This is a genomic window from Flavobacterium agrisoli, from assembly GCF_016522065.1.
GTDB lineage: Bacteria > Bacteroidota > Bacteroidia > Flavobacteriales > Flavobacteriaceae > Flavobacterium > Flavobacterium agrisoli.
Window position 1 is genome coordinate 561,001 of sequence record NZ_JAEHFV010000001.1, and the last position, 15,222, is coordinate 576,222.

14 protein-coding genes are annotated in these 15,222 nt (G+C 30.9%); 12 read left to right on the top strand and 2 right to left on the bottom strand.

The genetic code is table 11. The features are described 5' to 3' along the window. The first annotated feature begins 19 nt into the window (after nt 1–19). The 12 genes from I5M07_RS02310 (at nt 20) to I5M07_RS02365 (ending at nt 9,965) form a co-directional block, all read left to right on the top strand. Nucleotides 20–853 (top strand): hypothetical protein, encoded by an 834-nt coding sequence (locus I5M07_RS02310; protein ID WP_200104576.1) that lies wholly within the window; start codon nt 20–22, stop codon nt 851–853. 156 nt (nt 854–1,009) lie between these two features. Then, a complete protein-coding gene (locus I5M07_RS02315; RefSeq protein ID WP_200104577.1) occupies nt 1,010–1,375 on the top strand; it encodes a hypothetical protein in 366 nt (121 codons plus the stop codon). A 59-nt stretch (nt 1,376–1,434) separates the two neighbouring features. Further along, complete coding sequence (locus I5M07_RS02320; RefSeq protein WP_200104578.1) at nt 1,435–1,878, top strand: hypothetical protein; 444 nt, start codon at nt 1,435–1,437, stop codon at nt 1,876–1,878. Between the two features lie 36 nt (nt 1,879–1,914). Beyond that, nucleotides 1,915–2,508 carry a hypothetical protein gene (locus I5M07_RS02325; protein WP_200104579.1) on the top strand — a complete coding sequence of 198 codons (594 nt, stop codon included), beginning with the start codon at nt 1,915–1,917 and terminating at the stop codon, nt 2,506–2,508. A 228-nt stretch (nt 2,509–2,736) separates the two neighbouring features. Beyond that, nucleotides 2,737–2,901, top strand: a complete 165-nt coding sequence (locus I5M07_RS02330) for a hypothetical protein (protein ID WP_200104580.1) — start codon at nt 2,737–2,739, stop codon at nt 2,899–2,901. Between the two features lie 252 nt (nt 2,902–3,153). Continuing rightward, complete coding sequence (locus tag I5M07_RS02335; protein WP_200104581.1) at nt 3,154–4,500, top strand: hypothetical protein; 1,347 nt, start codon at nt 3,154–3,156, stop codon at nt 4,498–4,500. A 554-nt stretch (nt 4,501–5,054) separates the two neighbouring features. Beyond that, nucleotides 5,055–5,480 (top strand): hypothetical protein, encoded by a 426-nt coding sequence (locus tag I5M07_RS02340; RefSeq protein WP_200104582.1) that lies wholly within the window; start codon nt 5,055–5,057, stop codon nt 5,478–5,480. 162 nt (nt 5,481–5,642) lie between these two features. Beyond that, the gene (locus tag I5M07_RS02345; RefSeq protein ID WP_200104583.1) at nt 5,643–6,083 is read left to right on the top strand and encodes an Ntn hydrolase family protein; all 441 of its coding nucleotides are present in this window, start codon (nt 5,643–5,645) and stop codon (nt 6,081–6,083) included. Between the two features lie 12 nt (nt 6,084–6,095). Further along, nucleotides 6,096–6,497, top strand: a complete 402-nt coding sequence (locus I5M07_RS02350) for a hypothetical protein (RefSeq protein WP_200104584.1) — start codon at nt 6,096–6,098, stop codon at nt 6,495–6,497. A 117-nt stretch (nt 6,498–6,614) separates the two neighbouring features. Further along, nucleotides 6,615–7,601, top strand: a complete 987-nt coding sequence (locus I5M07_RS02355) for a putative phage abortive infection protein (protein ID WP_200104585.1) — start codon at nt 6,615–6,617, stop codon at nt 7,599–7,601. Nucleotides 7,602–7,634: 33 nt separating this feature from the next. Then, on the top strand, nt 7,635–8,204 hold the full coding sequence (locus tag I5M07_RS02360) for a hypothetical protein (protein WP_200104586.1): 570 nt from the start codon (nt 7,635–7,637) through the stop codon (nt 8,202–8,204). A gap of 138 nt (nt 8,205–8,342) precedes the next feature. Beyond that, nucleotides 8,343–9,965, top strand: a complete 1,623-nt coding sequence (locus I5M07_RS02365; protein ID WP_200104587.1) for a DUF4209 domain-containing protein — start codon at nt 8,343–8,345, stop codon at nt 9,963–9,965. Nucleotides 9,966–10,088: 123 nt separating this feature from the next. On the opposite strand, the gene I5M07_RS02370 is transcribed toward I5M07_RS02365, so the two are convergent. Further along, nucleotides 10,089–10,907 carry a hypothetical protein gene (locus tag I5M07_RS02370; RefSeq protein ID WP_200104588.1) on the bottom strand — a complete coding sequence of 273 codons (819 nt, stop codon included), beginning with the start codon at nt 10,905–10,907 and terminating at the stop codon, nt 10,089–10,091. Beyond that, a complete protein-coding gene (locus I5M07_RS02375; RefSeq protein WP_200104589.1) occupies nt 10,901–14,707 on the bottom strand; it encodes an NACHT domain-containing protein in 3,807 nt (1,268 codons plus the stop codon). The genes I5M07_RS02370 and I5M07_RS02375 overlap by 7 nt, the downstream gene beginning before the upstream one ends. Nucleotides 14,708–15,222 lie beyond the last annotated feature (515 nt).

The window sequence follows — 15,222 nt, forward strand, 5'->3', positions numbered from 1 at the left end:
AATCAAAAATAAAAAAAATATGCCTGAAATCAGTGACCTTTCAAAAAGGTTAAATATAAATACTATCGATACACAAAATTCGGAAGTTGTCATATATGAAGATCATAGGACAATCCTGAATGTATTGTATTTTTTAAAATTAAATCAGCTGGCAAACTTTCCTATCGATTTATTTATGTTCGACGATCATGATGATTTTGAAACACCATCTGACAATGCCTTGGAACGGATTGCCGAGTTCAATGCTGCTGCCCCGACTGAAAGAGTGTTTTGGAGTTTTACTGAATTTGATTTGAATCCGGAGGACAATGATTGGGTAAAAGCTGGAATGGAATTGGGATTGATAAATAATATATTTTTATTCCACTCCACACAAGCATCCTATAATTTTTTAGAAACCTATCAGACCCATAATTTTGGAGAAAAGAGGCTTTACAACCTGGGACGTACCTGGGATGCATTAGCGTTTAATTGCCGTTTAGATGACTTTTCCAACGTTGCTACATATGGGCAACTTTGGGAAGATATGGGCTGGATTAAAAATAATGGGAAATTTGAATTCCACAGAGATAATAGTTTTATCGCAGATTTTGATCTGGACTGTTTTTCCTCTAATATTCTTGACAAAAACTACGCTGTTCCATCAGAAATATTAATAAACAAATTTGAAGAATACATAAGGCCACATAATCATTATTATATCAAAGCAACAGATTTTGTGAAGGAACTTATCGAAAAAAGTGTCCTTACCACCGTTTGTTTTGAAAACATTTTTTGCGGAGGCATAAGAGAGAGCCACAAAATCTTTGAGACTTTTGACTATCTATTCTTTGACGGAGAAATCGGAAGCTAAACAGCTGTTGGATAAATAAGCCAAGAGGTGGGTCTAAAGGATATAACTCACACTGATTTCATCTAAAAGTTAAAGAATAACATAAAAATATACAACATAACATATAGATTCCGTGACGCATGCAGCGTTACAAAAATCCTAAAACACCAAATTAAAATGGAAAAGAATACAACATACGAATTTTTTATCTGCAGATGCTGGAAGTGCAAACGATTTGAGCACGGTGCCAATACGGATACCTGGGAAGATTTAGAAATTAAGCATTATAACTTCAAAAATTCCAATGTTGGAAATTTTAAGGCCGTAGAAAAAGAATTTACGAATAAACTTGAAAAAGTAAAAGGTCATCTCGATAAAGCTTACAATAAACTCATAGCAACAGCGGTCAGGAAGAATATAGATCCAGCAGTAATAAATCAATTTACGACTTCAAGGGCCTTAGTAGCGGCATCGTCCGAACCTCAAGACATTTTTGACATCCTGAAAACGGCTTTTCCATTAATGAATGATAATAAATTGTAGCATTTTAAATATTGAAAATTAAGTGATTAAAACGTTAAACTTTTTCTAATAATAAAAATATGAATAATAAGCCTCTATGGTTAAAAGTATTATTACATTTTGGTTTCAGAGGTTACTTTAGCAATGGCCTGACCATACCATTTCTGCTTGGAGCAAGGTCAATCCTTTCACCTGATGAAAAACCGCTAACTGTTGAAGAATTTTTATCGGAAATCGTTGACGAATCACTGCCTGTTAAAATTTCAATCCAAAGATGCGGGAATATTGGAGAGTATGTAATCGGAATTTTCGACAAAGAATCTCCAAGCGCACTTTATAGAAATTTTGGAAATCTGTACATAACAGACAGTTCATTTTCTACAGCAGATCGTATGGATTACATTGGTTCAATACTAATTGACCATTACCAGCATAAGGTTGATGAAGGCTTATTTTCAATCAATCATCGAGAATGGGGCAATTATTCCAAAGAAGAGATAGAACATCTTACAGAAATGAAATAATAAGATTTTTTTACATTATTAAAAAATAATAGAATTATGACTTTAGAAGAAAAATTCAAACAAGACCTGCACGGCGGAAAAGAAATAAATGGCCTGCAAAGATATAATAGGCACTATATAGGCCAAGAAAATGACGGATTCAGCACCGTTAAATTTGACAACGGAAACTTCTACGTCTTTAAAGACGATAAAATCATCAAGCATATTGATGGACAGGACGAATATTTTATAAATGATCATATTACACAGGCCATATATCATTTTATTGATACAAATCCTTTGATGTCTCAAAATCATTTGTACAGTGACCATAACTCGGAGGAAGTGGTTGAGTTTTATTTTATCAATAAAACGGAAGACCATAATAGCCGCGGTACTTTAGTGAAACTTATAATAGACCGCCAATCAAAAAATATAGAGATTTCAAATATTTTCATAGAGCATAGCTTAAAGCATAACGGATTTGGAAAGCAGATTATAAAAGAAATCTTCCATATAGCGGTAAAGCATGGCTACCGATTATTTTTAGTTCAGATGGTTGAGAGTTTCTATAATAGAATGTTAAAACGTGGAGCAACAGTTATTGAGTTCGAAGACGTTGTTGAAATAACTGAAAAAACTAATCTGTAAATCTATAGTATATTAAGATAAAGTCAATTAACGCTGACTCGATAAATCATTAGTCTGAAAAAAAATATCCTCTCGATGAACCAAACATTTGATATCAATTACACCTAATTCCCTATGAATGCAACAAAAGAAGAGCTCATCACTTTTTTAGAGCAAAACGTACTAATTCCAACAGAAACAAACCCGAAGGCCGACATCACCATTAAGCGAAAAATCAATGCCACCAGAATGAGATTAAACAAACAGGTAAGCGCTGAGAAGGTAAGGCAGTACTTTTGGAGTGCTATGTCAACAGATCGTGGAATAGATTCATATACCAAATTAACAACTATTGGGGCTCCGACTTTTGAAGAAGTTCGGGACGGATTCAAAACGCTCTGCGGCGACAAATAACTGCAATTCAACAGAGAATACCATAATAATTAATCGTAAAATATTATGATTTAAGTGGGAAAATGGGTGATATTGGGTATGTGGAACATGATTTTTTAGCTGCGAATTTTCACGTATTAAATTTTATTGCCAATTGCCTCCAGTTTTAGATGCTTTTTTTATTTAGATAACTTTTTAATCGTTCCTCCTTATACAAAAATCTTTTTTGTATAGATTTGCTTAAGAGAATTTGCATAAAATTATTTTGGATTTATGGATATAGAATTTATACTTGACAGAGCTGATTTACAAATTTTAGTGGAGAAATTTTTCGTAGAAAAACTTGTAAACAATTCAATAACTATAGGCATTAAGATTCTTGCAAAAGATGAAAATAAAAAAGTAAGATTAGTTAGAGATTCATCCTGGTTCAAATTGTCTGTCAATGATAGTTTTATTTTAGATCATTTTTCTAAAAAGTCTGAAGATTATAATTTATTTATAAATGAATTAGATAGTTTACTTGGTACAGTTTCAAAAAATTTAGATAAAGCCTTAGAGTATTCTTCTTCATTTTCGTCATTTTCTGTTATTTATAATTTTAATGAATATGAACTAAGTTTCCCTTTCAATTTTTTGTCAAAAAATTATATTCTGCCATTTGAGAATTCATTGAAATTAATTTTATCATTAATAAATAATCAGAATGAATTTCTAATAAAAAATATAAAAGAAGTTTTTGATGAGGGTGAAAACAAGAGAACTTTCAGATTTGATAAAAATGAATGGAATATTATAAACCCTTTGAATATTATGTCATCAAAACTCAATGATGACTATCGAAAAAATAAAGATTTTAGAATAAAAAAACCTCATATTTTAATTAATAAGGACAACATTTTTAAATATTTTGTTCTGGATACAAATTGGGTATTAGTTTTTGACAAGCTTGAAACACTAATGACCCAACCTAATGATGTTTCCATATATTCAAATATTGCCGAAAAGAAACGGATAGCATCACTACTATTTTATAAAAACACCATTTTACCCAGGCATAAAAATTATCATGGCGCCTTCCCATCTGAGGAAATGCAAAAAGAATATTTTGATTATTTTGAATTAATTATTGAAGCAGTCATTTTTTCTTATACTTCTTTGGAGGCATTTGCTAATATTTGCATTCCAGATAACCATGAATATAAAATTGAAAAAGATGGCATTAAAATGATATATTCCAAAGAAGCGATTGAACGTAAATTTTCACTGAGGGAAAAATTTAAAAATATTTTGAAAGATATTCTACATACTCCAGATATTGCAAAAACCAATTGGTGGAATTCTTTTATTGAGCTGGAAGATATCAGAAATGAAATTATCCATTCCAAATCTTCAAAATCTGAAGATAGATATTCCAAATTGTTAGAAAAGAAAATATTTAGGATTATTGAAGTCAACAAAACGATCATTAAATATTATGGAAAATTCATTTTAGATAATAAAAAGCATCTGCTAAATGAATTTCCATACGAATTTGGTTATGATGTTGTTAATCCCGGGCTGATGAGTGATAAAGATTATGAAAGAAGCTATAAAATAAGCCATAATATTAAGATTTAACACATCCTTTTTAATTAAACTCCGCCTTAGGATTAGAAACGGAATCCTTTTTCCCACTTCTTAAGCTGGAAAAAGAGATAGCGGACAACCCGAGCTGGAAAAACCAGTCAATTTGACCACCTAATTCCGGAGTAAATTGACCACTCGTTCCGATGCAAATTGACCACCTAATTTCGGAGCAAATTGACTGGTTTTTCCAGTGACGGAACATATAAAGTTGTTGAAGACATTTCTAACAAAACTCATGAAAAAGTTCTTGATGAGTATAGAAAAATGAATAATGACTTACTTTACAAAAAGGCTAATGATAAGCTCACTTTTGACAAGCTTCTTTAGAAAATGAATATTCTTGAAAAAAACTGGCTATAAAAGCCTTTTACGGAGATTGGGATTTTGGCTGAATTTAAATATAGCTTTTTATATGGAAAATTTGTGATTGACCGAAAAATCCCGCATCTTTATTCCCAAACCTGGACAAACATCTGAACTTTGGCAAAAATTTTAGATCAGACCCAAGAGTCGACCGCAATTTTAAGTAAAAAAAATCAACCGATATGAAACCAGAATTGATAACCAAATTTAATAATGTAATTCATTATTCTTCTGATTATGTTGATTCAGGAGATGGAGGATTGAAAAAAATTATTCTTAAAACCTCTTTTGAGGTTGAATCAAATGGAACAGTCAGAATAGACCTTTGGCTTTCACATTCTGATTTTTTCAATAGTGAATTAGAGCCTCACATATATTTTAAACATCAAACAGCATTTGAATTAAAGCGCGGTCAATATTTAAACAAAATGGAACTTGTAGAAATGTTTAGATTTACCGAAACTGAATTTTTGAATACAGAAATAAGGTTTGACGATAGTTATAATCAAACTATTAGAGAAATATTCAGATTAAATGACAAGATATCAGAAGAAGAAATTCTTGAAACAGTTAATAACGGTCCTAGTTTTATTCAAACATTATGGTAAAAAAATTACGGTCAACCGCCTTTTGGAAAGATTAGGAATTGTTTTGCAAATTCCAGTTTAAGTTTCGCAAGAATTTTTATCTTAGCTGAAAGAACTAAATTAGAAATTCGCCACCTCCCCAAGCGTTAAAATGTTGGCATTAATTTTACAAAGACACAGAAAATGACACTATGTTTAGCATGGAGAATAGAGGATGAAATTAGCTTAATGTCTGATTCTCGATTGACTAACAATATGTCAATTGTGACAAATAATGCTAACAAAATTTTCACTATTCATGTAAATATATTTACAGGGACTGTTCAAAAAAAGCAATCAATATTTTCTGCTAAGTACGGACTATGCTTTGCCGGAAGTTATTTAAATGGTAGCTATTTAGCGAATACAATTTCTGAATTAACTTCAGAAATTTTTGTAGAGGAAAATTTTGAACCGACATTTGATTTGGTATGTCAAGTGGCATTTTTTGTTTATGAAAATGTTACAAAGCATTTAGGTGAAATTCACAGAACAGATGGGGTTTCTGAAGCTTTTTTCATAGGTTCATGTCCAAAGTCTGGAATATCAGAAATAACTAAATTTTCAGTTTCAATAAAGGATTAGCTTCGATTTTATATGACTAAACTATTATTGAGTGATAACATAGAATATCTTGGAAGTAATAATGCTATTAACAAAGCTAGAGAAATTGCAAACAAAATAGATCTAAATTTCACTCATTTTGATTTGATGTCAGAAATTATTCAAGATAGCGAAATTGTAGATGTTGGCGGATGTATTCAATATGGATGTCTTCTTGGTGGAAATTTTAGAATCTATGGAATATATGATATCGAAGAGTATTTAAATGAGGAAAATAATGTGAAAGAGTATAGAGGAATAAGGCTGTTTCGAAGTTTACCGATGAATTGGGAAGATACAAGAATTAAACAACTAAACTGTAAAATTGGCATAATTTCTATGGCACCATTTTCCGAAAAGATGCAACAGCTAAATATACTAAACAGGAAAAAATAAAAAACAACTGTAACAGCTACAACGGATATACATTTCTACTTTTTAACGAAATATATTTTATCTATAATCAACACATAACTTCATAATCCTGCTCGAATAATTTTTAAAATACAATCTATGAAAGATCAAAAACTACATGAAAACCTCAAGTTTATTGCAATATTTCTGGGTGTAGCTTTATTTTGGGTTTTGGGATGGCTATTTGTAGATACTGTTGTACCTGTTGAACAGAGAGCAAATTTTGGAGATAAATTTGGTTTTATAAACTCCCTTTTTTCAGGATTGGCACTTGCTGTTATTATTTATTCCATACATCTCCAACAGACCGAGCTAAGCCTGCAGCGAAAAGAACTGACAGATACTAGGGCTGAATTTAGAGACCAAAACTTTCAAACTACTTTTTTCAATCTTTTGAAAACTCAGCAGCAAATCCCAAATGACATCCATGTTATCATTTCCGATTTAAAAACTTATGACTCATATGAAAATCGATCAGTTAAAGGCCGTGAATTTTTCGTAAATTCCAAGATAGAAGTAAAACGAATATCAAAGGCACTAAAACACCCTACTTATCTGAGCTATGAAGATTGGACCGAATATGATGAGCAATACCGCGGTCCTTCAAATGATTTCGAGGAACAGGAACTATTTAAAACAAGAAAGATTTCCTACACAAATAAATATTACGGGATCACAAAAGTACAATGGAAATATGCGCAAACCCTTCAACCGCATGAATTCGCCGGATACTGTTTCCAGTTATTTTTCAGTAGGTTTCAATATGCAATAGGGCACTATTTTAGACATTTACATCATATTCTTTTGTTTTTGGAAGAGTGTGAAAAAACAAAAATGGAGAAACAATCCGAGCCCCAAAAAAAAGAAGTGAAAAAGGAATTTCAGCGATATGCAGATTTTGTACAAGCCCAGATGGCAACTCCTGAACTTTTTCTCCTGTTTTATAATTTATTGTTTTTCAATAAATTGAAAAAAGAAATTGTCAAATATAATATATTAGAAAACCTATATGTTGAAGACTTATTAGATCCAAAGCATAAAGAAATTGTCGGCATCAATCTTAAAAGCACTCAAGACTTGACCTAAAAATTAAAAATTCTTTTTTATTCCTTCAACAAAATGAATAGTAATATTTTATCCGAAAAATTTGAGAGAATTGCACAGGACGTAATAAATGAAGCTGAAATCTACAGTTTTAACATTAAGGATCTTCCTCATATAAATAACTACCAAACTGATATACGCAGTGATTTAAATTTTATTGAAATTTTTTCTGAACTTAATAAAAAGATACACAATTGCCTTTATTGGTTTGAAGTAGAAACCCCTGATAAATGCGGTAAATTAAAAGATTTATTAGATACAAATCGTGAAAATTTAAAGCTTAACTTACGCACAGTACCTTCAAAGAATAATAACTGTAACAGTAATGTTTTGTACGTAGGAATAAGACGAGGAGGTATTAGAAAAAGAGACCAATTATCCAATATTGCAGGAAGGATTTCCATTCATCTAGGTTATTATGTTAAAGGTTCAACCCAAGGATTACAATTAATCCACTGGAGTAATAAATTGGACTGTGTGGTCAAACTGCATGTAGTTGAATTTAATGATCTGCCAAATGATTATTTAAATACAATTGAAAAAATAATTGCTTTCAAATTAAAACCCTTATGTGGAAAGCATTAGTCAAAATAATAGATAAATCAAGTTACAGAAAATATTGCGAGATATTAAGAAGAATAAAATTTAATACTAAAACTGCATATTTTCATTATCTGAAATAATCTCAAATATAATTAGTGCGAATCCTTAAATCAAACGATAATGAAAGAAATAGAAAATATTGAAGATTATTACTATGGATCAGCACTAACAAAAATGTTATATAAGCAAAAAAACGACTATCCTGATTCAAATACCATAATAAATCTTTTTATAGAACTCTGCTCCACAAATATTAAAAACTTTATTTCTAATTCATTTCAGGAAGAAATACTAGATAATTTCTCTACAATAAGCGATATTAAAAATAAAGAAATAAGCGCCAGATGGCGAGAGTATCTTTCAATACGATTTGCAAAAGATAAAAAAGAACATCTTCCTAAAACTGTTTTTCTTTACTTGGAGATATTTATTTATAATAATGATCCTGACTATTTATTAAATGCGCTAAAATTAGTAAAATCAGCAAAAGCCCTTTTCAATTCTGAAAAAGAAAACATATATGAAATAGCAAAAAAGACAATACTGGAAATGAACTTCAGCCAGCCATTTTTAGTAAAAGAGATCACGGTGGAACTTTTTTCATTAAACCCTGCAAGAGTGCAGGAAGATTTTGGTGAACTTTTAAACCAATGGATCGAGAAGTTGCAAAGTAACAATGATTACAATGGTGCTCATCATTTAATATTACTCTTATTTGATATTAAGTTAATCTCAGCAATTCAATCTAAAATTAAACTCGCTGAAAATCACGAAAAAAATGGTGATTTTGAGAGCAGAAATAAGAAGGCAAATACTTATTATCCAACGATACTTTCATATTATCAAAATGGTTCAAGAGAGTTAAAGAGCATCAGTGGACAAGATGAATTAAAAAACAGACTGCATGCTAAAATTATCTCTGAACAAAAGCAGCATGCAAAAATGCATCTTGCTGTCGCCAAGAACTATAACAACGAAAATAGTGAAATTGAAAAATTTAGTAATGAGCAGTCTGAATATTGGCTTTCATTATTTGAAACGTTTGACTTCCAATCCGGATTACAGAACTTATTATCATTCCCCATATCTTTAGTAAATGGTTTTAATACCAGTCCATCAGAAAATAATTCGTTATCTCCTTTTTTTGATACTGTAATGAAACAAGACGCCAATGGTAAAATTGTCGGTAAAACTACATTAGAAATGTACTCTCAAATCCAAGATAAACGCCTTTTAAGAGAGGCAGTAATCAGTTTTATTAGAAAAACAAAATGGAGAATGGATAGAGAAGAAAAAATAGATAAAGGTTATGTTCAGTTACTCTTGAAAAAAATGAATACCCACTTTATACCCGAGGATAGAATTGTAATATTTGTCAACGGAATATCAGCAGGATTTAATAATGATTTTGTAACTGCTGCCCATTTACTGGTTCCTCAATTGGAAAATAGTTTTAAACATGTCTTGCAAATTAAAAATAAAATAACGTTTAAAATTGATGAAGAAGTACAGCACGATAATACTTTAGGCGGAATATTGGAAATATTAATTAATAATTATCAACACAGCGTTTTCGATGAGCTAAAAGATTTTTTAATAGAAAACAGCAGTGTTAATTTCAGAAATGAACTATGTCATGGAATCTTACCGCCATTTATTATTGAGCATTACGGCATATACGTATGGTGGCTTACATTAAAAATGATTAGGGACTGTGAAGAAATCTTTATTTTACATAGCTGAGGCAATCACAATTCTTAGTCCTATGTTAGAAAAAGCATCTTTTAATAATAAAATGTACCAGATAATGCAAAAATAAATTATAACCATAGACATATTCCCAATCTGCTATATTTTAAAATAAATTTATGCAGGAAGATATTTAGTATGATGGTTAGTTGACTGTTTTAAAGAAATTAGAAGTTCTGATATAAATACTTTAGAACTATCTAAAATCTCTTTAGTAAAAACATCCAGCAGCAGGTCTGGGGAGTTAGGTACAAATGAAGTAGACGGCATATTGTCTACATAATAATTGTACCCATCGGTGCTCAGATTTATACTATGTCCATGTATAAATCTGTTTCTGAGGTTGTTTATTTGCTGCAGATACCTATTAAAAAAAGCATGATGTGCATTGATGCAAATATTAAGTCTATCATTTTGACGATAGCCTAAATTAACTAAGCGCTTAAGAAAATCTAAATAGTCATGAAGAGGAGAACTCAAAGGCGGCCTTACATAGACAATAACTTTTTTAATTAATATTTCTGCCAGAAATACTAAATTTTCATAAAGCGAAGCAATTTGAAGGATAAAACTCTGAAAATTGAGATCTATTATTTCTTTATAAAAAAATTTATCATCTACTTTAAAATCATAGTTAAACTTCGCTGTACCGTCCCAAAATGTACATTCCATATCAACTGGCAGCGTTGCTGCATTACCGCTCAAAACTGCATGATCGGCACTTTCAAAATAGGTATAATAAAGTATCTCGCACTTTTTAAATTTTGCTTCTATTGCATTTAAAAGCTCAATAATAGAACTAAGTTCGATTTTATATTTATTATGAAAAATTTCATTATGACTGGTAATTTTTGTTTCGGAAATTTTCTTTCTGACTATTTTCAGAAGTTCATTTTTTTCACTGCTGAAATTCGTTAAAGTAATGTTTTTTACCATGTTAGATTATCCTTGTCGGTTAAACGATTTATATCTGCCTCAACGGACTTCAGTACTTCTTTCAAAAACTGTGTAGATGGCATTTCGTACGGCTGGCTGGCAATACAATTTTTTAATAGTGACTGTAAATCAAGATCTACCTTAAATGGCTGATTTGCAGAACCGGATTTAACGCCCATTGTAATAATTGCAATATAGCAGGCATCTCTTAAACTTTGATATGTTTCCGGATCTTCCTCTATAAAGCTCGTGGCATAATTAAAGCAATTAATTATTGTCTGAAGTAAATTATCATCTTTGACATGGAAAATATTAAGGCTCATAATTATCCGTTCTAACTTTTCGCCGTCATCTCTAAATTTTGAAATAATTTTATCGTAATTCTCATAAAGGCTGATGCTTAAGGATTTGGAAGGCTGTAAATATTCTAAGAGATCTTTTGCGTAATATAAATGCCCTGCATCACTATCAAGATCCATAAACCAATTTAGCGCACGGAAAAACATTTCATCCCTAAGAGAAGGCGGTGTTTGATTAAACAAGTGTGAATGACTGCCGTATGGGACAAATTCATAACCGCCGAAAGTCTTTTTGGTTATTACGATGTTCTTTTTAAAATCAAATCTTTCCAATAAATACTCAAAAATAGGATCAGGACCTGCAGTTATGAGAATTTTATTTAAACAATGTTCGATTTCATAACTAAGCTGATATCTTATTGTATGCTTCAAAACAAGATATGCCATCTGCTCGTCTGAGACAGTTTTGTTATCACTTAGCCTGATAAAAAACATTTCTGTCTGCCGTTGAGCTGCTCTATCTAAAAAGTCAGCACAAATTTTTAAGGCTTCTGGATAATTAACCACAAATAGACTCTGCAGGGCCATGGAAAGTTCATAATTATTTTCTGCGTTCTTCTTTTTAAAAACTTTCACAATAACTTCAATGTCTTCCTCGTCAAGGTTGTAAAATCCGGGAACTTTATCAGAATACACGGAAAGTAAAGCATTGTCAGATTCAGTAGAATTCAATTTCTGCAGCTTTCCTGCCTGAGTCCAATAAAATTCTTTATCATTGTGCTTAAAGTATAATGCGGATAGAATTCTCGCTCCGTAAATTCCATACAATTTATAAGAGTGATCAAACAATTTATCGTGTAACTGCCTGGCATATTTCGGATAATTATTTTCAAGTTCCTTTTGGAAGGTAAAATAATAATGAGGAGGGTAATTTTGAGGCGCTAAAAACTCAATAATACTTTCCGCCAATTCTTCAGTACTGGCAGTTTTAACTATTTCGCCGCATTTTTGAACTACATATTCTTCAATGTTTGGCATATCTAAAATGCTGAGCTCTGCTTTGGAAAACAACTGAGATAAACGCTCTGTTAAATTTTTAGGTTTTAGAACATTTTTCACTTCTGATATCAGCGGCTTGAGATCTTCTGAAATCCCCCATTTCTCAAACCAATATAATTTCTCAAGTATTTCCTTTTGATCTAAAATATCAAATTCTTTTCCTTCTTTTATTAGAAATTCGAAAATGATTTTCATTTCCTCATCGTTTTTGTATGGGGTACTATTTCTATGAGTTGCAAATATTGCTCGTGGAATATCAATTATGAATTTTAATAATTCAGACCTTAGGGAATTAATCTTCTGCAGTTTATAAAATTTAATTAATGTAGAAATGACAAATTTTCTAAATTTTTTTACTTTTGGCGTACAAGGTATATAGTAAGTTGTAAATACAATACTTTCTTTATTTACTACATCCCATTCCGAATGAGTATAATCAAGAGTTAATAGAGATTTACAACATAAAACGGAAAATTCTAAATCTTTTTCGCTAAATCTTTTTACACCTTTTGAAAGCATCTCCACAAAATAAGTTTGGCGTTCCATACTGAATCTTTCAATAATATCTCTTTTAGAAAATGAATAAATTCCAGCTATCTTACCTTCGGGAAGAATATCATACAATTTAAAAGTACTTGCGCACACAAATTCAATATTATTTGAGAATTGAAAAAGATTTGATAAAATCGATATAACTGTCAATACCGGCGATTCATCTGAGTAATACTTAAAACCATTACGATTACTCTCTGTTACTATTGGATGATTACAGTCTACCAACGAATTTATAAAAATAATGACAGCGGACTTAGCAACCTCAGGCTGGGCAAAACTAATATTTCTAACAGTGAGAAGTATTTTTTGAACTTTTTTAATGTCTTTTTCCGTACCGATCAGATTTATGTAAACCTGCAGTATTTCATTTAAAATGTTATTATGTTCATTGTCGATCTCAGCAACACTGCTTAGATTGATAATTATATTTTCAATGTAGGTTGAGAACTCGGCAAGGTAATTAACAATTTCTGTTTTTTTTATCTGTGAAAGTATTATATCACTATAATAATCAGGCTTTATACTCTGCTCAAATCGGCCATTAACAAAATTATTATTGATTAGAATATTTAAAGCTTCAGTCAATGCAGAAATATTAATATCATGAAGTTCACTTAATTTTCTAAGTACATCACCGTTGGTGAAATTGATTGGCTCGATTAATACAATATTCTGTAGGAGCTTAGTTATACTCAACTTATTTATACCCGTGATGTCACTGACTTCTTCAATATATGTCTTAAAGTATCTGTTAACATAGAGTTTTAGAAAATCCTGCTCTTTAATCTTGTGTATCGGTTCACCTTTAAATATAGCGTTTAACATGGCAACTATGAGAATCGGCTTCCCAAATGATGTCATTACCAACTCGTTAGTATAATGCCTTAATTCAGTATTTTCTAAGTAATGTTTAAAAATAAGTTCAGTGTCCTGTCTTGAAAGCTCATTTAAATTAATAAAAGAAATATCCAAAGACTCCTTGAGTAAGGACAGCGAATCTGACGCTCCTATAGTTCTGGAAGTAAGTATTAATTTTATTCTATTAGGAAGATTTTCTATAAGTGCGTTTAGATCAGAAATAATCTCTGGTCTGTAATTGTGCGCATCGTCAATTAAAACAACATAATTATAATTTGCTGAAAAGGCCTTTCTTAATTTGTCAAAATCAATATTCTTATTCATTAAGACTAAAGGCATCCATTGTTCAAGTAAATCTACAGTCTGTTTAAAAAACTCTATGACAAGTCTGGTTTTGCCAATACCGGCTTCACCTGACACAACCATTAGATTCTCATCTGAAGTAATAAAGTCATTCAGTTTATTAATATCTTCCTCTCTTGAAATAAAAAAATTAGACAAAGATGACGGTTCAAAGGGCCCGGCATTTAAACTTTTAGAGAAAACAATCTTATAATCTTGGACCTGAGCAGTACTAAAGCCGTCATTGATCCATAAAAATAAAATAGGATACTGAAGGAACAAATTGAAAATTTTTGCGCCATCCCAGATAAATCCTGCAGCTTTTTTATTTAAAACCTGCTTTTCCGTTTCGAAAATTGCTAAAAGACCTGCATGTTCCTGTGGTAGAAGTTCTATGTTTGTTAACAGTACGAAATATTCCTCCTCTCCCAGTTTTTCAACTTCCTTTTTTAACTGATACCTAAGGTTGTTTACTGCTTCTCCTCTGGCAACCTGAGAAAATTTAAACTGAAACCTCCACCTGCCAGATAAGTCTTGGTAAGCGCCGGTAAATGCTCCATCAATCCCCCCGTCCCTTCCAGCTGCCGAGAATGGCATATAATTTTTGCCAAATTCAAATGTTAGAAGTGCGTTACAAAACATTTCGAATTCGTCATAGTTGTAATTCGACCAGTTGATTTTATCCATTGATTAAGAATTAGAAAAAACTTCAAACGTTAGCTTCATTTTTTAATGTTGTTTAAAAATATATTGTAGTCACTCCCATTATTATTTTGAATACAATAAAAAGAATTACAAGGATATTTACAACAGGTATTTATACGTGTATTTATAGAAGTGAATAATTTATGCCAAAAATACGCAGTTCTTCATTTAGAATTTAAATAGTTAACTTTTTCTTTTCACCTAAGCGTAAATCTAAAATAAAACTAAATTACAATTATTATAGATCTCATACATATAACTTAATATTTAACATCTAATAATATCCCTGATTTTAAGTAAAACCCAATTATAAACAGGTACTTATACGCTGTGATTTATACAGCTAAATCCATATTTTTGAAAGATCTGCGTTCAAATACAGACAAAGGAATATAAAATTGGAAACATGCCATTTTATAGACATAGTAAAATGTTTAAATTGTTCATGAAAAAGCAGCAACAAAATACTAATATAAATACTAACTTGTAAAGAACTT